The following is a 19,783-nucleotide window of genomic DNA, read 5'->3' on the forward strand; positions in this document are numbered from 1 at the left end:
TCAGCGTCCTGGCGGGCCGGCGCGGCCGCGGCCGCGGCGCCGGACGGTCGCCGCCACGTCGGCGTTCAGCCGCGAGCGCTCGAAGTATATGTGGTCGAACTCGCTCGACTCGTACTCCGCGTACAGGTCGAGCGGGACCTCCTCGCCGTCGTCCGCGTCCTCGACCGTCTCGGCGAGGTCGCCGTCGTCGACGCGCACCATCAGGGTCGCCTCCTCGTCGTCGAAGACGACCTTCTCCGCGTCGAGGTGCTCGCCGTCGGACGCCCAGACGGCGACGGTGTCCTCGGCGACGGAGTCGACGTCGTCGGGCGCGTCGAACTGCGTGACCACCTTGCCGTTCCCGTCGACGGTGACCGAGGCGTCGGGGAGGTCGCGGTCGACGCGCTGCATCCGGCCCTCGACGGTCGGTGCGATCGTCTCCCGGGGTTCGAGGTAGTCGACGACCGTCGTCGCCTGTAGCTCGCCCGTCTCCTCGACCACGGGCTTGTCTTCGAGCGGATAGCCGCTGCCGCCGTTCGCGATGTAGCTGTTGACGGCCACCTCGTATGTCTCGTCGGGGTCGAGCGGCTCGCCGCCGACGTACACCTCGCGGACCAGTTCGTCGGCGTCGTCGTGGGGCACCCACTCGAAGCGCAGGCCGCTGGTCTGCTGGGAGATCTCCTCGCCGAACTGCTGTCCGGTGTCGCTCTCCAGCGTGACGACCTGGCTCTCCAGCGTCTCGACGAGCTCCTCGCCGGTGAGCTCAAGCGAGATGACCGTGTTCGGGAACGGCAACGTGTTGAAGATGTCACCGCCGGTGATATCGCCGGGCCCGTACACCGAGTCCGAGCGGATACCGCCCGCGTTCGTGATCGCGGCGTCGGCGTCGACGCGCTCGCGCATCGCGTCGGTGATCAGGTTCCCGTAGCCCGTCTCGCGGTGGTAGTTCGCGCCGAACGTGGCGTTGAGCGGCGTCTCGGTCTCCACGACCGGCGAGTCGAGGCTCACCTCCGCGCGGTAGTCGTTAATGATGCTCGACGCGGTCGGGTCCTTCTCGACGTCCTCGGTGACCTCGATCAGCTCCCCGTCCCACGCGGTGACCTCGCCGCCCTCGATCGTCAGTTCGATCTCGCTGAGGTAGGCCGCGCGGGCCCGCGCCTCGGAGACGATCGATCCGTCGACCTCCTGGGGCGGATAGAGCTGCTCGTCGTCGCCGACGACGATCACGTCGATGTCGTCGTCCGCGTCGGCCTCCGCGAGCTCCTCGGCGTCGCCGATGCCGGTGTGCGCGAGCGCGACGACGGCGTCGACGCCCTCCTCTTCCTTGAGCCGCTTCGCCTCGGCGGGGCCGGTCTCGGTGTAGTCCTCGATGGTGATGCCCTCCGCCGCGAAGTCGATGTTCGTCTTCCCCGTCGTCGCGCCCTGGTCGGCGAGGCCGATGATCCCGACGCTGACGCCGCCGCGTTCGACGATCCGGTACGACTCCGTGCCGTCGAACGCCTCGCCCGTCTCGCTGTCGACGAGGTTCGTCGCGAGCCACGGGAACTCGGAGTCGGCCGTCACGTCCGAGATGGGGTCGAGCCCGTAGTCGAACTCGTGGTTGCCGATCACGTCGGCGTCCGGCTCGACCTCGTTGAGCACGTCCACCGGCGCGCGCCACTGCGATATCGGGCTCAGCGCGTGCGGTCCCACCTCGTCGCCGCCGCCGACCACGACGACGGGGCCGTCGGCCGCCGCTCGCCGCTGCTCGATGAGCGTCACCAGCCGCGGGAAGTTCTCGTCCTGCGCCGCCGCCGTCTGGATGTCGTTGTACGACAGGACGGTGAGCGTCGTCGCTCCCTCGCCGTCCGCGGCCGCCGCCGATCCGGAGACGAGCGACCCGCCGAGTACGATTCCACCCGCTCGCAGTACGTCACGCCGTCCGTAGTCACGGTCCCGTGACATCGAATTCTTCCACACAGAGAAGTTTATAAAATCTTTCTATGAAATGATATATATTTACCAGTTCGGCGTGTTTGAGTATTCTTCGCAAACGATTCGTCTCCGGCCGGCGGGCGCGTGGTCGACCCGCGTCGTCGGACTCGCGGCCGACCGCGACCGCGACCGCGACGACGCGACTGATCCCGACGCGGACGCGACATGGGGCTCGACGGCGCAGACGCGATATGGGGCTCGACGACGAGGACGCGACGCGGCCCGCGATGACGACACCGCTTTACGCGCGCGACCGCTTTTCCCGGTAATGAGCCAGCCGAGCCCCGACGCGTACGAGCAGGGGCGCGGAATGGACGCGCACAACGCCGTGATGCGCGACATCCGCGCCGAGCGCTCGGAGACGTACGACCCGACGGAGCCGACCCGCGTGTGGATCGACGAGGACAATACGCCCGACGGCGTAGTGAACTCCCTCACGATCATCCTGAACACCGGCGGCTGCCGGTGGGCCCGCGCCGGCGGTTGTACGATGTGCGGCTACGTCGCCGAGTCGGTCGAGGGCGGCAGCGTCGCCCACGAGGACCTGATGACGCAGATCGACGCGTGCCTCGACCACGAGGCCGAGGAGGCCGAGGAGCCGGCGGAGCTGATCAAGATCTACACCTCCGGCTCCTTCCTCGACGAGCGCGAGGTGCCGGCCGAGACCCGGCGGGCCATCGCCGAGACGTTCGCGGACCGGGACCGGATCGTCGTCGAGTCGCTGCCGGACTTCGTCGAGCGAGAGAAGATCGCCGACTTCGCGGACTACGGCATCGCGACCGACGTGGCCGTCGGGTTAGAGACCGCGACCGACCGCGTCCGCCACGACTGCGTGAACAAGTACTTCGACTTCGCCGACTTCGAGGCCGCCTGCGCCGAGGCGGCCGCGGCCGACGACGAGTTCGACGCCGAAGTGGGGGTCAAGGCGTACCTCCTCATGAAGCCGCCCTTCCTCGCGGAGCCCGAGGCGGCCGCCGACATGATCGACTCGATCCGGCGGTGCGCCGACGTGGACGGCTGTCACACCGTCTCGATGAACCCGACGAACGTCCAGCGCTACACGATGGTCGACGAGCTGTTCCTCGAGGGCGGCTACCGGCCGCCGTGGCTCTGGTCGGTCGCGCACGTGCTCGAAGCGACGGCCGACGTCGACGCCATCGTCGTCTCCGACCCGGTCGGTCACGGCTCCGACCGCGGCGCGCACAACTGCGGCGAGTGCGACGACCGCGTCCAGACCGCGATCAAGGACTTCGACAAGCGGCAGGACCCGAGCGTCTTCGAGCAGGTATCCTGCGAGTGCGAGGCCACGTGGGAGTACGTGATGGCCGAGGAGACGAGCTACAACATGCCCTTGGCGCGATAGCCTGCGACGGAAGCGCGGTCCGGGGCGAGGCGGACCTCCGAGGCGGGCGACGGAACGCCCCGGAACGATGATGACAGTCGCCGATCAGTTACTTTCCAATCGGTGAAATGAACGATCTATTATCTCTGAAAGTGCGTGACAGTCACGTTTGTTACTCCCGACCATACTGAACGATCAGGTCGAACAAGACCCTTATAGCTCCGGGCCTTACAAGACATCATGAACGCAGACGCCAGCGGTTCCCCGCCCTCCCGCGGGAAGTCGGTCCTCTTCTGTCCGGAGTGTCGCTTCGAGAGCCCCCTGTCGGACGGGTGGCTCGTCGTCAGCGACGGTGACGAGCGCACGATCGTCTGTCCGGAGTGCGGCCACGTCGCCGACCACCGGGCGGAGCGGGCCACGCCGACGCCGCAGCACGCGGACTGAGGGTATCGTACCGCCGACTGAACACCGTAATCGCATCCTTTCAACCGCGATTTTCTCTCGTCAGGGCGCCCGCTCGGCGAGGACGGGGATTTCGGACAGCTTCTCCGCGTCGAGCGCGTCCCAGTCGACGCCGTCCGGCCGCGCGTACGGCGTGTCCGTCCGAACCGTCCGTTCCGGCGTCACGACGAGGTCGAGGGGAACGTCGTGGGCGTCGGGCGCCGGGAGGTCGGCGTCGGCGCCGACGGCGGACTCGGGGCCGTCGAGCACGGAGCACTCGTGAACGGTCGTCGCGACCGTCGTGTCCGCATCGGCCGCGCCGAGTTCGCGGAGGACCGCCCACTCCAGGTCGCTGTACCCCTCGCCCTTCCCGATCCGGGCGCCGTCGGTGGTGACGCCGACGGAGCCGGCGACGATCAGGTCGACGTGCGCGACGTCCTCGGGCGCGGTCGGCGTCCCGTACTCGCCGATTCCGGAGACGGTCGTCGCGTCGTCGATCTCCTCCGGCGGGATCTCGCCGGGGTCGAGCCGGAGGAACGGGTCCGGATCGCGGAGCCGTGGCTGCGCGACGTAGACGGTCTTGCCGGCGCGGAGCGCGGCTCTGCGCACCGGGAGCTGCGGCGCGTCGGGGTTGGCCTTCAGGGTCGCGGCCGCCTCCCACGCCTCGGTATCCGCGAGCCGCTCAGCCGCGGCGTCGGCGCCGGCGAAGTTCGGGATCCTGTCGTGCGGCGGGAACGGAAAGCGCGCGTGGTCGCCTGCGTCGAAGGCGTCCCACACCGCCTCGCGGACGGTCTGTTTGTTCATGCCGCAGGCAGGGGCGGGACTGACAAGTAGCCGGCGACGCGGCGGCACGGAGGGTCTCTCTCACGACGCCCACGCGGTGCGCACACGGTGTCCGCGCGACGGCGCTCACGCGACGCCGACGACGCTCGCGGCCTCGAACCGGACGCGGACGTGCGAGCGGTCCGGCGCGCGAACAGTGGCATCGATTTATATACCGAATCGCCGTGGTCGGAGGTATGATAGAGGACGGGCTGTCGTACCCGGCGCGGGGCGACTGGGTCGGTCGTATCGTCATCGGCGGCGTGTTGGGGTTCCTCTCGGTGCTCGTGATTCCCACCTTCGCCGTCCTCGGATACCTCGTGCGAGTGCTCGAACGGACCGTCGCGGGCGAGGAGGAGCCGCCCGAGTTCACGGACTGGGCGGACCTCTTCGTGAAGGGCGTCGTCGCCACGCTGATCGCGATCGTGTACTCGATTGTCCCTCTGCTGGCGTACGGGGTCCTCGTCGCGGCCGTCGCGGGCGTGGGCGCCGGGATCGGCGGCGACCTCGGCGCGCTGATCGGCCTGACGGGCGCGCTCCTCGCGCTCGCGTTCATCCCCGTGCTCCTGTTCGTGTACTACGCGGTCCCCGCGGCGCTGACGGCGTACGCGGCCCGCGGCGAGGCGAGCGCGGCATTCGACGTCGGGCTCCTCACGCCGACCCTGTTCAGCGTGGAGTACCTGCTCGCGGTGCTCGTGCCGATCCTCGTCGCCGTCGGCGTGTTCGTCGTGTCCGTCGTCCTGATCGTCACCGTGGTCGGCGCGGTGCTCGTTCCGTTCGTCCAGTTCTACGGTCAGGTCGCCGTGTTCCGCATGTTCGGGACGGCGTTCGCCGACCAGAGCGACGGCATCGACGTCGGGACCGCCTCCGACGACGCCGCGATCTGATTGCGGCGAGAGCGCGGCAGGCCGGCGACGACGCGTCGGAGAGACTGTCGGCCGCGCCCCGGGCCGGACGGGGTCGTCGGCGAACCGGTCGGCGCGGCGCGCTTTCGGTGTGGCCGGGGGTCAGTCGTCGTCGGCCGGCGACCGGTCGGCGGATTCGACGGTGCGGGTCGCCGCCACGCCCTTCCGGTTCGCGTCGAACTCAGAGAGCGCGTACACGAGGCCGGCGAGCGTCACCACGCCGATCGGGAGCAGCACGAGCGGCGTGATCCGCGTGGCGCCCCACACCGTCAAAAGCGTCGCGGCCACGACGAGCACCGTCGTGGCGTAGTAGATCTGGGTGCGGACGTGGTCGATGTGGTCCGCGCCGGTGAACGTCGACGAGAGGATCGTCGTGTCGGAGATGGGGGAGCAGTGGTCGCCGAAGATGGCGCCGCTGAACACGGTCCCGATCGCGACGGGAAGCAGCGCCGGCGTGGCGCCGCCGACGCTCCACGCCAGCGGGACCGCGATCGGCGTCACGATCGCCATCGTTCCCCACGAAGTGCCCGTCGAGAACGCGATGAACGCGGACGCCATCAAGACGACGACCGGGAGCAGCGTCGGCGACACGAACTCCTGAGCGATGTCGGTGACGAAGACGCCCGTGCCGAGGGCGGTGGTAACGGTGCCGATCGTCCACGCCATCACGAGGATCGTGAGCGCGGTCAGCATCATTCCGAAGCCGTCGATGACGGTCTCCATCGCCTCGTCGAGGTTCGCGATCCCGCTCGCGATGCCCATGGTGAGCGCGACGGCGACCATCATGAACGTCCCCCACAGGAGCGCGTCGACGAACGCGGCGTTGCCGGCGATCTCGAACGGCCCAGCGCCGGCCTCCGACGCGCCGAGTCCGGTGTAGAACCCGCCGCCGACCACGGTCGCCATCAGGGCGAGCGTCGGCACGAGGAAGTACCGGAGCTGCGGCGAGTCGGTCAGCACGTCGCCGAGGCTGTCCTCGGCGCTCTGCATCGGGATGGCCCCGTCGCGCAGGACCTTCCCCTCCGTCGCGGAGCGGTGCTCGGCGTCGAGCATCTCGCCGAAGTCGCGCCTCGAGAAGACGATTATCCCGACCATCACGACCGCCAGCAGGCAGTACATGTTGAACGGGACGCTCTGGAGGAACAGCGCGAAGGCGCTGGGGACCTGACCGGCGTCGACGGAGACGCCCGCCGCCTCGTAGCCGTCGCGGATCATGCTCAGCTGGTACGCGACCCAACTCGAGACGCCGAACGTCGCGACCGGCGCGGCGGTCGAGTCGATCATGTACGCGAGCTTCTCCCGGGAGATGCTCACCTCGTCGGATATCTCCCGCATCGTGGTGCCGACGATCGCCGTGTTCGAGTAGTCGTCGAAGAACCAGATCATGCCGAAGATCCACGTCGCCGCGCCGACCTTCCGTTGGGAGTCGAGCCTAGAGGTCACCGCGTTCGCGAGGGCGTTCGCCCCGCCGAGCCGCCAGATGAGCGCGACGCCGGCCCCGAGGAACAGGACGATCAACATGATCTTCGCGTTGAACGTGCTCTCGCCGATCGAGGAGACGAGCCAGTCCAGCGTCTGGACCACGCCGTGGTTCGTCGTGTAGATCGCGGCCCCGGACCAGATCCCTAAGAACAGCGAGAGGACCGGTTTCCGCGTCACCATCGCGAGGACGATCGCTAACAGCGGCGGCACGAGGGAGACGGCGCCGAACGTCTCGGCTCCCGTCATACGCCTCCCCCCGAGCGATTCCGGACGGACGAGGGGGACGCGCGCCCCTTCCCGGACGGGGGGAGGCCTCGTCGCACGCGGCCGGGGTCGCCGATGCGGTCGGTCGTCCGGGTCGCCGGACCGATGCGACGGATACGGACCCTCGTCGAGAGAACCATGTTACAGACACCCACACCAACCCAGGGTATATAAATCCAATAGAAGACTTATATATTGTCCCCTCGGCCGTCGGCGTACGGCCGGTACCTCCGCGTCTCGGCCCCTCTGCTCCTCGTGTGACGAGGCAAGTGCGGGGTGTCCCCCGAAGCGTCTCGTTTCGGGGCCGACGACGCCCGCCCGCTCGGCGTCGCGAGGCGGCCGCGACCGACGACGCGCCTTTTAACCCGCTCAGGCGCGCACCGTCGGGTATGTTCGAAGACCGGCCGGACCGCGACGCCGAGGTCGTCCTCGTTGGGCGCTCGAACGTCGGCAAGTCCACGCTGATGCGCGAGCTGACGGGCCACGACTTCTCGACCGGCGGTAAGCCGGGCGTCACCCGCCAGCCGAACCACTTCGACTGGGCCAGCGAGAGCTTCATGTTCACGGACCTCCCCGGCTTCGGGTTCATGTCCGGCGTGGAAGAGGAGCTCCGCGAGCAGATCAAGACGGACATCGTCCGCTACCTGGAGGACAACGCAGACTCGATCCTCGCGGGGGTCGTCGTGATGGACGGCAAGGCGGCGGTCGACATCATCGATCGGCACGCCGAGCGTGGGAACGTCCCCCACGACGTGGAGATGTACGGCTTCCTGGAGGACGTGGGCGTCGAGCCCATCGTCGCCGTCAACAAGACCGACAAGATCGACGACCTCGACGAGCGGCTCGACGAGATCTGCGACCGGCTCGGGCTGTTCCCGCCGTGGCAGCAGTGGTCAGACCGCGTGGCGCCCATCTGCGCGAAGCGCGGCGACGTCGAGGCCTTAGAGAAGTGTCTCCGAACGCGCTTCCACGACCACAACCGCGACGACCTGCTGAAGTTCGTTTCGTAAATTGTCGTTTGCAAAGGTGGATTCGGCCGCTCCGTGCGTTCGAGTGGGTATTTATTTTTGGCTCTGTTGACTCGATGGAAACGCTGCTATCCCTAGAGAACGTGAACCAAGATATGTGGCGCAAGAGACCGATAAGGATTCCGTGCCATAGAGCACGTTCTGTTGACTGGTCCATGCGCGAAAGAAGTCGAGTCATGGGCGCTACAGCCCGGATGCCGCGGCGCGCGGCATCCGGGAAAGCCCGAATACGTGAATCTCTGCTTCACGTGCTGGCGTCCCGAGTCACACGATCGCCTCTCCGAATGATGATGACCACTGGCCGGGCAGACAGACGAGGGAGCTGAGGGCCGCCGATTTGGCGGCCCTCAGCGGTCGGTCGGGGCCCTTCTTTAGCATCTGCTATCGCTAGACAGCGACCGCACCGCACACACGTTTCGACCGCCTACCGGCTGTGGAAGAAGCAGATCCCCAGACGGCGTAATCATTTTGTTGTTAGCCGTGGTTTGGCTAGCTAGCAGCGTTTCCATACGTGAAATCCTCAGCAGGTGATATCTTCCTAGTAACGTGCTGAATACAGAGCGCGTATCGGTCAGTCTGAACTTCGGCATTGTTCACTCCCGCTGGCGGAAAAGATGCCGACCCCAGCAGCCGAGTACTCGACGAGCACGCTGAAGCACGTATCACTCTCGAACGTAATCACGGACAGTACGTTTGCCGATCGCCGTTCACACAGCATCGCTCACCCCAGCAAGCGGCGCGGAGACGTTCAGCTTAGCCGGCACCGGAGGATGACAAGCCGCGTTCACCGGCCGAGTCCCAGTTTGCGTACTGTAGCGTTGGGGCTCACCCATCGACACCTGCCAGCGGTCGTATGTGAGACGGACCCAGTCGGTCGCGGTCACCGTGGCTGACTCGTTTGCTGCCACCGCGAGCCGGTTCGCCAGTTCGAAATGCTCTGGACAGGTTCCGTGGTGAAGCACGATGGCGGCATCAAGCCACTCCTCGGGGGAGTCTGCTTTCCCTGCCGTGAGAAGCGAGAGGACGCGCTCGGCCCGCCGGTAGTCGCGGCGCCGGTCGATCACGGCGCCGGTCTCCCGGTCGCGCTGGTCGGTCTGTTCGAGGTAGTTCAATTGCCGGTCGGCCGGCCAGTCCTCGGCCGGGACCGCGGGTGCCGCGGCTCCCACGGCGAGCACCGACCCACCGACTATCGCGACGACAAAGACGCCGGCGACGAACACTCCTGCGCGCGTGAGGTGGTGCGTGGGCAGGTCGCCGAGTCGGTCACCCCCGAACCGGCTCACAAGCAGTCGAGCGAGGATGCTTGCGGCGACGACGTACGGTAGGAAGACGATGGCGAACAACGCCATAATGGTGAGGATGCCCCCAGCAGTCCCGAACACGTATCTCATAGCGACGAGCGCCACCACGGTCGTGAACCCCCCAATCCACCACCCCCGAGAGAGCGAGAGTGTGGTGACCGCGAGCAAAACCATTCCGAAGGCGGTGATCAGCAGATAGTACACGATGGAGAGGCCCCCGGCTGCTACCAGAGAACCGGTATCACCGTCGGCGACTGCTACGGATCCGAAGACGAGCACAACGTGTAGACAGATGTACCCCACCGCCGCGGTCAACGCCGGGCGCTGAGCGAGTGTCGTTGAGTTCACAGCTTGAATCGGCCAGGGATTATCAAAGACCCCGATAACGGACTGCTCGGGCGCCGAGTCGTCGAAACAATTATATCACCCGCCACGTCCCCCGGCGGCGAGTAGAGAAACATTCCGAGTGCTGCCGCCAAGGCGACGTGTACGAGAGCTGTTATGAGCGTGACCAGACTTCACTCCACTCATCGTCTCCTTCCTTCCGTCGGACTGTCACTCCTCTTCATCGATCCGTTGCCGGGAAGTTCCACCGTTATCCAAGTTGTTGGCCTCGTCGCGGTACTTCGATCGCTGGGGGGTCTACGACGGTGGTAGCCATTCATGCGCGTGTGAACGCGTAGAGCAACGATAGCAGTCCGAAGAGCTGGGACACGACGGCCACGTCAACGTACGCGGGGATGCCGAGCGCTACTGATATCGGATAGAGTAGGAGCGACGGGAGCGTCACCAGCGCGACCCCAGCCCCAAGGAACAGGAGGGGCCGACTCTCGTTGCGGATGTACCCCCGGTAGCACTGCGCGACGACGATGACGCTCAGGGCGGCAACGAACAGGCTCGCCGGAACGAGGAGCGGGTCGACGGTAGCCGTCACGTGTCTTCACCTCCCTCGCTCCCACGGGGGGCATAGATGGCGTACAGGATCAGTAGCAACCCCAGACACTGGACGACGACGCGTAGCAATGGACCGCCGCCGGCGAGAAGCGTCGTCTCGCCGACACTAACGGTGGCGCCCAGTAGCGCATCGCCTGCGGTCAACACGATGAGACCAAGCGCGAGCGCTTGGGCCACCCGCCGCCGACCCCTCCTGAGGCCACGAAACGCGAGGTATCCCACCGCCAGCCCCAGCGGCACCGTAAGCAGGAACAATACGACAGTCACGAACGGGGAGAGAAACAACGTCTCGGCAGTGGTCTGGGCTATCATCGTATCTCCTCGAACAGGTCGGTCAGCCGGTCGGCCGGATCGGTCGGCGTTTCGCGCTCGATGTCGACCCGGTACTCTCCGTCTTCAATATCGACCGTCACGCGGCGGAGTCGTGTCCGGTAGACGTTGTAATGGTGGCCGTCGCGCCGAGGTCTAACACGGCTACGGACGAGGTCGTGTTCTTCCAGCGCCTCCAGCCGCCGGTAGACCGTAGAGAGGTCGGCATCCAATCGCTCGGCGAGCATGGCTGCGTCCACGGCCTCCTCGCTCGCTGCGGCGAGGATGTCCCTCGCGTACGGGTCGGCCAGCAGTTCTACGACCGACGCGAGCCTGTCTGCTTCGTCCATCAGACGGCGTATCGGCCGGGAGTCGGTCGGAGGGGGCGGCGCACGCCTGTACGTGGAGAGGCGGGGTATATGAATCCTGACGCCGGTTTGTTCGTTTGACGAATCGACCCGTCACTCACGCGTCCAGAGACCGAGCGTGCCGGAGTACTAACGCGGTTAGAAGTCCGACCCCCCGCAGGAGGCCTCAGGAATGTAGCGAGACGACGAGCCCAAGCAGGCCGAGCGCGGCGACGACGGGTGGCTCTCCGGGCATGTCAACGTTCTTTCTCTCAGCGCTCCATTAGCCCGTCATCGCGCGGAAGACGTACCAGGGCTACGGGCGCAATACATACCCACTGATGCTCTACCCCGCGGCCGGTATGGCCCTCTTGACGTCCGTGACAGCGGCCCTCTTGTTGTTTCTCTCGCTATTCACCGGTCTGCCGAGCTACTGCTGAATACACAGCGAAAGTTAGCCACACGTGATAGAGCAGCGGCCAGCGCGTCGATACTGAGCATCGATTAGAGTGCTGTTGACCAGACCGACGGTCCATAGATACGGTTATCCTGTTATCTGTCCTACATAGAGTATGGACAGAACACGCGTTTACGTCGTAGCGAGTGTGTTACTCGCCTGCTTTGGCTTAGTCGTCGCTCTCGGCGCGTTGCTCACGAGTGTGGGTATTCAGACAGGGATAGACGGGGACAGCATACTGACCGGGGCTGGCATCGCAGTCGCTGGAGCAGGGGCTGCGTTCCACTTCCTTACACGGTCTTCCGAGCCAGTCACCGATAGAGGCCCTGCCCAGCGATAAACCCGGGAGACACGTATGCGTTCGGCAGTGGAAGTGTCCCACCGATTACCGCCGCAGACCATCGTGCTGTGTCTATCCTCTGTATCTCGCACGCCGGTCCTATCAGTTCCTAAGGTATGGATAACAGTCGCCATCGTCCTGTCGAAATGCGCATCCTTGTGCTCAGTTCGCGGGGTCCGCGCTCGGTGGATCACGGGTTCGACGATCCCGGCTCTGTTGAAATCCTCAGAGAGTTATAGGTTCGTCCGGTGGTTTGACCGGATGTAAACCCTCCCAAAGTCGCGGTTACTCCGGTTTGTTGAGCAGGCGTTTCACTTGGCTCGTCGAGCTGTCGCTCACTACTCTTCAAAATTCTCAAAACGACGGTACACACTTCATCAACACATTGTTCTCTTGTGCCTCAAAGTGCGGGAGGCACGATCTATCAGACTCTCCTCGACGAACTCATCGAGATGCCACGCATTCGGAAAGCGATCTGGCAAGAAACTCTATGGTAGTACTGTGGGCAAGCTTATCGTTGAGTTTCTCAAGACTCGCTCGACAACCAAGTCTTCGATTGGACTCACGAACGACTCGGCTTCGTTTCTGGCGGCAACCGGGCATTCGAGTATCTGTGAATGGTTTGAGTTCACAGTCCTCAATAATACGCTCTTGTGAAGTAGATTGTTGATAGCGGGAGCTGTGGCTGAAAGTCGAATAGAGCAAGCGAACCGCGCTAGCGGTGCCCGACATGGATTTGAGATGTCCAGCATTATCGTAGTTGACTTTACACCGGTAGGCAGGGTGGGCTCAGTCGCAGGTTACGGTGGTTTCGATAGGTCCATGACACCCACCAGCGGATGCCGTTTAGCCAATACTCCGACGATATCAGCGCCGACCGGTTCCACCCTGCCGACGCACAGGTATTAGTGAGACGACTCCGAGGCGTTCACATGGGGTCGTATGATCAAATAGTCCTCCTTGATAGCAGTGGCTGTTCATCATCCGTCCCGCGAGTAGCAACCGTCATCGAGGAAGTCGCCGGAAACGTCGAGCAACTAGCGTCAGACACCGCGGATCCCAGTGTCCGCCGCCGTGTCGATACGCCTGCGTCTGGCGAAATCGAGGTGACGAAACCGCGGTACTCGGATTCGATCAGGATAATCGGACGGTTCGACGAGGAGCTCGTACTGCCGATGGCCGGCTACGCTATCGCGGCGTTCGAAGCCATGGATCTTGAATACGCGGTCGTTGGGGACTGTGATCACGAGCAGTTCGAGCGCTCGCCGACGGTTGAGCAGGTACTCAAATTCGGCAATCTGCAGCTCATTTCCAAGCAGATCGTCGACGACATCGGCCGAGAGATACTTCGGCGAGCGCCTGTCTGCGCTCTCGATGACCGGTCCGACGGCAGTATCTACCTTTACGATCCGCCGGTCGTTCCGCGGGAAACCCGACTCACAGCACTCGACGCGGTCGCCGGCGAATTCGACGCGAGCGTCGATGCCGCAGGCCGCGGCGTCCGTGAGGGGTGTCGGGAGACGTCGTCGGAGTTCGCGACGCAGTTGGATGCGCTGGACGGGTGGAACCCCGTACTCGCGGCGAAAATATTAGCTAGAGACGGCGAGGCAGCTGTCGAGTGGCTCGCCGACGGATTGAACGCCGACTCGCCGCACGTCGAGGCGAGTGCGCTCCGAACGCTGTCACTGCTTCGGCACGGATCGGGAATCGGGGAGTTTCACGTCGCCAAGAAGCGTGTCGCCGAGTCGCGGGGGTACAATCGGGATAAGGCTATCCTCGCAGCGGGGCGGGCGGTCGGTCACCCAGGACTCAATGTCCCACCGACACCCATCGTCGACCGGCTTACCCACTCTCGTCCGGAAGTCCGGGCGGCGGCGGCGTGGTGCCTCACGGGCCCCGAGGCGCTCGCACATCGGGAGAAGGTCCTCGAACTCCGTGCCGACGACGAGCGGGTTCGAGCGGGTTTAGTGGTCGCCCTCGCGAAGGCGCGCGGATTTGAGGAACTCAGTGCCGAGGATCTCCTTCGTGAAGACGATGCGTGGATCGTCCGTGCGACCGCCGCGTGGGCACTCGGGGTCTACCGATCGCACCGGACCGCCATCCGACCCCTCGGGGTGGCACTGAAAGACGACCCACACCCGTACGTCCGAGCAGCTGCGGCCGATGCGCTCGAAACCTACGCGGGGGTGTACGACGTCTCGCGCGAGAAGCTCGGAACCGTCGCGCGGCGTGTGTTCGAGACAGACTCCGATGAACGAGTCGTGGCGGCGGCCCTGCGGATGGGGAAGTACGGACTTACTGTCGAGGATATCGCGTGTCTCGCCGTCGATAGCGGATGGATCGTCGCCCGAGAGGTCGCACGAACGCTCTCGGGCGGGGCGCGGACGGTACGGAGGAACGACGAGGCGGACGCCGATCAGTTTCGGACGAACGTCCGTGCGGCGGTCGACACGCTCGTTCAGCTCCTCGATCACGACCGGAAGGACGTTCGGAAGGCAGCCAGGAACTGTCTGACCGTCGGAATGACGAGGGATCTCGCGATCGAACTTGCTTCCTATCTCGACACCGACTCAGAAATCCAGCGGCGGGGAATCGCGCGGGCTGTCTCGTCTGCGTGGGGCGTCGAAAGGCCGGCCGCTTGGTGAGAGGTTATCGGTTTGAGAGGCCGTCCACAGAGATGAACGAGGACTGCAGAGACAGTGGTTTCAAACCTGCCACACTCACCCTCTGGCTCTTGCGCACCGATTCTATCACTTCTTATTAATTTCAGCAGCACCTCATTTCTGATTGCGGTCGGATCGACGGTAGACACCTCCCCCCGAAGCCCCAGCCACGAGGGCTCGGGCACCTTGCTGCGCGCCTCACTTGGTCGCGACCGCTCCCTTGTTACGGTGCTTACTGCGGCGTGCTTCGCCCTCACGGCTGCCCCTTTGAGCCCCGCCCCGCATCACACAGCACCCCACGCCTCCTCAGCCTCCTCGCTGGCACCCTCCGCTTCGCTCCGGGAGCCAGCGACTCCCTCGGGCGTGCGATCGCCGGCGCTACGCGCCGGCTGTCAAAGGGACCTTCGGTCCCTCGCTACTCGCGCCCTGCGGGCGCTCGTCGGCACGCGCCACCGCGGGACCGTTTATAAAGACGTGACCTCGTCAGGCGTCCGACTCAAATCCGTTCAGAACTCGAAGCCGACCGCGTCGTCGCTCGGTCGGAGCGGGCTCTTCGGATACGGCGGCTCGGCGTCGGGGTCGTTGTAGGCTCGCGGCGCCACGTCGTTCGGCGCGTCGGGGTAACACAGCGCGGCGAGCGTCTGGATCGCGGTGCGGCCGCTCGCGAGTTCGAACTGCCCGCCGCCGTACAGCTGGATCCCCTCCTCCTCGCAGTGGGCGATCGTCTCGAACAGCGATTCGAGCGTGCCGAACCGAGAGGGCTTAATGTTACACCAGCCGGGCTCGACAGGGAGGGATTCGAGGCTCTCGACGCCGTCGATCGGGTAGTCGAACGAGAGCCGGTCCGCCTGCGGCTGGACGAGCGCGCTCGTCGCGGGCGTGAACGCCGGGTCCTCCACCACCGCGGCCGGGAACGCCGCGAACACGTCGCGGTACAGCTCCGGGTCGGGCTCGACGTCCACCTCGGTCCCCTCGTACCAGCCCTTCAGATCGAGGACGCGCACGGCGTCGGTCTCCCGCAGCGTCTCGAAGGCCGACTCCGGCCACTCCGGCGTGGGGTCGAGCTTGAACTCCAACCCCGGGTCTCGCGCGAGCAGCGCCTCGACGCGGTCGGTCGAGGGCGGGTCGCCGAGCCGCGTCGAGACGACGAAGCGGACCGGTTCGGGGTCGACGCCGAGGCGCTCACCGAGCGACTCCCCGTGCTGTCTGAGGGCCAAGTCGAGCGCCGCGCTCTCGACCGCCCACCGGCGGTAGTTGCGGGACGTCTCGTTTGCGGGCTCGTGGCCGTAGAAGAGGTCGATCTCGTCGAGTCGGTCGGACAGCGCGTCGATCGTCCACTCCCCCTCGATGTCGATCGGGTCGGTGCCGGCGAGGGCGTCGTGGTCGGCGGTCTCGTAGGTGACGTCTTCCCCCCTGCCGACGACGCCGTCGCCGGAGAGCCGGTACTCCGTCGTCGTCCGCTCGAAGCCGCTCGTCGTGTTCGCCACGTGTCGTCGCCGCGAGACCGACTCGATCGTGACCGTCAGGTCCGCGATCCGCTCGTAGTGGCTCATACCCCCGTGGAGGTCGGCTGTCCACTTAAATCGGTGAGCGCGGGCGGGCTCGACGCTCCCCCCGCCGGGGTTACGACCCGGAGTCGCTCGCGCGGCCTCGCAGCGTCGCGATCCGAGTTCCGAGCGTCCAGAACAGCGGGATCACGGTGAGGACGACCGCGCCGGCGGCCGCGACCTGGAGGACGGTCGTCGTGAACCACGGCGCGCCGTCGGCGTACGGCAGCGAGGTGTGGGTCACCTCGCCGATCACGGGCACGAAGTAGTCCATCAGCAGGTCGGTTGTGTACCACGCGGTCGCGACCGCGACCGCCTTCAGCGGGAAGTCGGTGATCCGGTGGAGGACGAACGCCTGGACCACCATCGCGAGGTGGCTGAAGAACAGGAAGGCGTACAGCGCCGGACCGTTGACCGCGAGGAACTCCGGCCAGAAGACGACGAGGACGTACGGGGTCCACAGCCCGAGCTTGACGTTCCCGAAGAACGCCAGCGCGGCGAGCGTGTCGCTCGACCGCCCGAGCGCCCACGCGCCGAGCGCGATCGCGATGAGCAGCGTCGCGCCCGGGCTGTCCGGGATGAACAGCCACATCTCGGTCGGGAGAGCGCGGAACTGGAATCGGTAGTACCAGAAGCCGAACGCGGTGCCGACGAGGTTGATGGCGACGATGACCCACGCGAACCGGAAGGCGACGTCCTCCAGTCGTTGCGGGAGCGGCGCGACCCACCGCGGAAGCGACTCGCGGTCCGGCGGGTCGCGACCGAGCGCGCCGACGATGTCCATACCGCCGGCTCGGCCCGGGCGGGCAAAGTCGTGGCGGTCGCGGCGGGCGCGACCGGCGCACCCGATCGGTGTCGCGAGACCAGATCGAGCGCAGACCGAGCGCGATGCGAGCGCGCCGCGAGCTCCCGTCAGACCCCGACCGCGACGAAAAGGGCTATGGGCGCCCGGCGGAAAGGCGGGGGTATGCGCCCGCGAACGCTGCTCGCGCTGCTCCTCGTCGTCCCTCTCGTGGACGCGCTGTTCCTGATCGTGGTCGCGACGCGGCTCGGGTGGCCGGTGACGGTCGCCTTGGTCGTGTTGACGGCCGTCCTCGGGATGCTCCTGCTCCGCGCCGAGGGGCGAGCGACCCTCGCGCGCCTCCAACGGAAGGTCGCGCAGGGGAAGCCGCCGACCGACGAACTGCTCGACGGCGGGCTGCTCATCGCCGCGGGCGCGTTCCTGCTCACGCCGGGGCTCGTCACCGACGCGGTCGGCTTCCTGTTCGCGCTCCCGCTCTCTCGGGTACCGATACGCGTGGCCCTGAAGAAGTACGTCGTCGTCCCCTACATCGAACGCGAGACGGACGGCTTCCTCTCGGGCAACGTCTACATCGGCGGCTTCCCGAACGACGGCGACGGCGGCTTCACGATGGGCGGTAGCGGGTTTCCCGGTGGCGGCCCGGACGGGTTCGACGGCGGCGACGGCCCCGATACCGACGGAAGTGTCGGGGGGAACGCTGACGCCGGCGGCGGGTCGGCGGACGACGACGTTGTCGACGTGGATTTCACCGTCGAAGAGGAGGAGCGGAAGGGAACCGACTGACGACGTGGAGGTCGTGAGGGTCCGTCAAACCGCCACACGGCGGGCGGCTCACGAAAGGAAACCCTTAAAATCCTACCCGCGCAACGATTGGATGCGCTCACCTGGGCCAATAGCTCAGTCAGGTTGAGCGCTCGGCTGATAACCGGGAGGTCCACGGTTCAAATCCGTGTTGGCCCACCTGCTTCGCGAGCGGTCTTTGGCCGCTCGGTATTGGTGGGCTGGGACTCCCCAGCCACCCAATTTCGGTCTTCTACACCTAGAGAGGCACCGGTAGCGTGTCTTATCAGGGTTGGAATTCTGCTGAGGGGTATCGCATCCACGGCCTCCGAGTGCCGACCGATACCGCGATCGGCCCCCGCGATCAATCATTTGTACACCGCCCGTGAGAGAGGGGTATGGAGCAGCTGACGTGTTACGACTGTGGGGAGACGTATCCGTTCGGAGACGTGACCCGGTGTCGCTGCGGCGAGCCGCTCTGGTTCGAGACCGACGCGGCGGCGTTCGACTGGCCCGACGCGAGCGACGGTTCGCTCGGTCGAGACGCGCTCTGGCGATACGAGTCCGTCCTCCCCGCGACGACGCCGACCGGGCTCGCCGCCGCCGCGGGCGGGACGCCGCTGTTCCGTGCGCCGTCGATCGAATCGACGGACGGCCCTCGGGTCCACCTCAAGGTGGAGGGCGTCAATCCGACGGGGAGCTTCAAGGACCGCGGAACGGCCGTCGGTATCAGTCGTGTCGACGGACCGGTCGGAACGGTCTCGCACGGCAACATGGCGTTGAGCGTCGCCGCCCACGCCGCCGCGGCGGACCGGGAGGCGGTCATCCTCGTGGCCGAGGACACCCCGGACTCCCGGCTCGCGATGATCGCCCAACACGACCCGCACCTGTTCCGGGTCCACGGGGAGTACGGGCGGCTCTACCACGACACCCTCGAACACGACCTCGGCGCCGCGTTTCTCAACTCGGACGCCCCGCTCCGGGTGGCCGGACAGAAGACGGTCGCGTACGAGATCTGCGAGGCGTTCGCCCCCGACGCACCCGACGCGATCGTCTTACCGGTCAGCAGCGGCGGGCAGGCGAGCGGGGTCTGGAAGGCGCTCAGGGAACTGGACGCGGCGGGGCTTCTCACGGCGACGCCGCGGATCTACCTCGCGCAGACCGCACGTTGCGACCCGATCGCGCAGGCGTACCGTCGCGGGGCGTCGCGCGTCGAGCCGGTCACGGGCGAGCCGACGGCGGCCGTCTCGATCAACAACGCAGACCCGCCGAGCGGAAACCGGGCGCTGGCCGCCGTCGCGGAGACGGACGGCGGCGTCGTCTCCGTCCCCGAGGAGGCGATGCTCGCCGAAACGGACCGCCTCGCGGCCGACGCCGGCGTCTCGGTCGAGCCGTCTTGCGCCGTGGCCACGGCCGCCGTGCGGGACCTCGCCGCGGCCGGCGAGTTCGGTCCCGGCGACGACGTCGCCGTGATACTGACCGGGTCGGGGTACAAGTACGGGGAGACCGAGCCCGACACCTCGTCGGTTCGGGAGATCGACCGATCGGATGTCCCGGGCGCGGTCCGCGACGCGGTGTCGTAACCCGTCGGGCGCCGGCCTCGCTCCGTTGCCGCCGCCTCGTCGGTGGGTTCGGCGAGGCTCCCGCCGGCCCCGATCAAGCGGTCAAGGAGCAGCGCTCGGTCGTGGTGACCGCGGCGTCGACGAGGGGAGCCCGCGTCGGGAGTGCCGGAAGCTTACGATCGGTCGAAGGGAACGGATTCGGGAGCGACGATCGGAAGACGGGTGACACGCGCGGGCCGTGTGCGGGGAGTGAGAGCGGCAGCGGCGAGGCGGACCCACGCCGTGTATCCCGCGAAATCCCGGAACGAACCCGACCATAGGCGTTTACACGCAGCTCTCCGTCGGCGGGGCATGAATCCGTTCGACGACGGCGGCGTCTGCGAAAGTGGCTACGGGTTCCGCGTGCCCGACCGGACCGACCCCGGTGTCGCCCGGTGTCACGCGTTCGGCACCCGCGAACTGGCGCCCACCTGACCGCTCGACG

The 19,783-nt window shown here is 66.5% G+C and carries 17 protein-coding genes, 1 tRNA gene and 1 pseudogene; 10 read left to right on the forward strand and 9 right to left on the reverse strand.

The features are described 5' to 3' along the window. Positions 1-1,923 (reverse strand): bifunctional UDP-sugar hydrolase/5'-nucleotidase, encoded by a 1,923-nt coding sequence (locus DVK06_RS05135; RefSeq protein WP_121599541.1) that lies wholly within the window; start codon positions 1,921-1,923, stop codon positions 1-3. A gap of 298 nt (positions 1,924-2,221) precedes the next feature. On the opposite strand from DVK06_RS05135, the gene DVK06_RS05140 reads away from it, so the two are divergent. Beyond that, on the forward strand, positions 2,222-3,316 hold the full coding sequence (locus DVK06_RS05140) for an archaeosine biosynthesis radical SAM protein RaSEA (RefSeq protein ID WP_121599542.1): 1,095 nt from the start codon (positions 2,222-2,224) through the stop codon (positions 3,314-3,316). Between the two features lie 219 nt (positions 3,317-3,535). Further along, the gene (locus tag DVK06_RS05145; protein ID WP_121599543.1) at positions 3,536-3,739 is read left to right on the forward strand and encodes a hypothetical protein; all 204 of its coding nucleotides are present in this window, start codon (positions 3,536-3,538) and stop codon (positions 3,737-3,739) included. A 60-nt stretch (positions 3,740-3,799) separates the two neighbouring features. Here DVK06_RS05145 and DVK06_RS05150 read toward each other — a convergent pair whose 3' ends face one another. Further along, positions 3,800-4,540: a 5-formyltetrahydrofolate cyclo-ligase gene (locus DVK06_RS05150; protein WP_121599544.1), complete on the reverse strand. Its 741-nt coding sequence runs from the start codon at positions 4,538-4,540 to the stop codon at positions 3,800-3,802. A 215-nt stretch (positions 4,541-4,755) separates the two neighbouring features. Between DVK06_RS05150 and DVK06_RS05155 the strand changes: the two genes are divergently transcribed. Further along, complete coding sequence (locus tag DVK06_RS05155) at positions 4,756-5,445, forward strand: DUF4013 domain-containing protein (protein ID WP_121599545.1); 690 nt, start codon at positions 4,756-4,758, stop codon at positions 5,443-5,445. 120 nt (positions 5,446-5,565) lie between these two features. On the opposite strand, the gene DVK06_RS05160 is transcribed toward DVK06_RS05155, so the two are convergent. Continuing rightward, on the reverse strand, positions 5,566-7,191 hold the full coding sequence (locus DVK06_RS05160; RefSeq protein WP_121599546.1) for a Na+/H+ antiporter NhaC family protein: 1,626 nt from the start codon (positions 7,189-7,191) through the stop codon (positions 5,566-5,568). A 407-nt stretch (positions 7,192-7,598) separates the two neighbouring features. Here DVK06_RS05160 and engB point away from each other — a divergent pair, with 407 nt between their 5' ends. After that, positions 7,599-8,219, forward strand: a complete 621-nt coding sequence (gene engB, locus DVK06_RS05165; protein WP_121599547.1) for a GTP-binding protein EngB — start codon at positions 7,599-7,601, stop codon at positions 8,217-8,219. Between the two features lie 725 nt (positions 8,220-8,944). On the opposite strand, the gene DVK06_RS05170 is transcribed toward engB, so the two are convergent. From DVK06_RS05170 to DVK06_RS05185, 4 genes are all read right to left on the reverse strand, one after another. Continuing rightward, on the reverse strand, positions 8,945-9,886 hold the full coding sequence (locus tag DVK06_RS05170; RefSeq protein ID WP_121599548.1) for a hypothetical protein: 942 nt from the start codon (positions 9,884-9,886) through the stop codon (positions 8,945-8,947). A gap of 313 nt (positions 9,887-10,199) precedes the next feature. Then, positions 10,200-10,472: a hypothetical protein gene (locus tag DVK06_RS05175; protein WP_121599549.1), complete on the reverse strand. Its 273-nt coding sequence runs from the start codon at positions 10,470-10,472 to the stop codon at positions 10,200-10,202. Beyond that, on the reverse strand, positions 10,469-10,804 hold the full coding sequence (locus tag DVK06_RS05180) for a hypothetical protein (RefSeq protein WP_121599550.1): 336 nt from the start codon (positions 10,802-10,804) through the stop codon (positions 10,469-10,471). Before DVK06_RS05180 ends, DVK06_RS05175 begins: the two co-directional genes overlap by 4 nt. Further along, positions 10,801-11,151, reverse strand: coding sequence for a helix-turn-helix domain-containing protein (locus DVK06_RS05185; RefSeq protein ID WP_121599551.1), 351 nt, complete (start codon positions 11,149-11,151; stop codon positions 10,801-10,803). The genes DVK06_RS05180 and DVK06_RS05185 overlap by 4 nt, the downstream gene beginning before the upstream one ends. 1,109 nt (positions 11,152-12,260) lie before the next feature. Between DVK06_RS05185 and DVK06_RS05195 the strand changes: the two are divergent. Then, a pseudogene (locus tag DVK06_RS05195) lies at positions 12,261-12,421 on the forward strand (IS5/IS1182 family transposase); the annotation flags it as partial. A 456-nt stretch (positions 12,422-12,877) separates the two neighbouring features. After that, positions 12,878-14,590 carry a HEAT repeat domain-containing protein gene (locus DVK06_RS05200; protein ID WP_158600063.1) on the forward strand — a complete coding sequence of 571 codons (1,713 nt, stop codon included), beginning with the start codon at positions 12,878-12,880 and terminating at the stop codon, positions 14,588-14,590. A gap of 524 nt (positions 14,591-15,114) precedes the next feature. Here DVK06_RS05200 and DVK06_RS05205 read toward each other — a convergent pair. Further along, positions 15,115-16,161 carry a hypothetical protein gene (locus tag DVK06_RS05205; RefSeq protein WP_121599554.1) on the reverse strand — a complete coding sequence of 349 codons (1,047 nt, stop codon included), beginning with the start codon at positions 16,159-16,161 and terminating at the stop codon, positions 15,115-15,117. 70 nt (positions 16,162-16,231) lie between these two features. Then, entirely contained in the window at positions 16,232-16,939 is a 708-nt protein-coding gene (locus DVK06_RS05210; protein ID WP_053771426.1) for a DUF1405 domain-containing protein, read from the reverse strand. Between the two features lie 183 nt (positions 16,940-17,122). Here DVK06_RS05210 and DVK06_RS05215 point away from each other — a divergent pair, with 183 nt between their 5' ends. The 4 genes from DVK06_RS05215 to DVK06_RS19565 all read left to right on the forward strand — a co-directional run bounded on the left by DVK06_RS05215 (position 17,123) and on the right by DVK06_RS19565 (position 19,773). Beyond that, a complete protein-coding gene (locus DVK06_RS05215; RefSeq protein ID WP_121599555.1) occupies positions 17,123-17,740 on the forward strand; it encodes an FxsA family protein in 618 nt (205 codons plus the stop codon). 103 nt (positions 17,741-17,843) lie between these two features. Then, positions 17,844-17,917: transfer RNA gene (locus DVK06_RS05220), tRNA-Ile, on the forward strand. 218 nt (positions 17,918-18,135) lie between these two features. Further along, positions 18,136-19,320, forward strand: coding sequence for a pyridoxal-phosphate dependent enzyme (locus DVK06_RS05225; protein WP_053771428.1), 1,185 nt, complete (start codon positions 18,136-18,138; stop codon positions 19,318-19,320). Positions 19,321-19,650: 330 nt separating this feature from the next. Continuing rightward, positions 19,651-19,773, forward strand: a complete 123-nt coding sequence (locus DVK06_RS19565; RefSeq protein ID WP_255410354.1) for a hypothetical protein — start codon at positions 19,651-19,653, stop codon at positions 19,771-19,773. Positions 19,774-19,783: the final 10 nt, after the last annotated feature.

The organism is Halorubrum sp. Atlit-28R (genome assembly GCF_003665955.1).
Taxonomy (GTDB): Archaea; Halobacteriota; Halobacteria; order Halobacteriales; family Haloferacaceae; genus Halorubrum; species Halorubrum tropicale.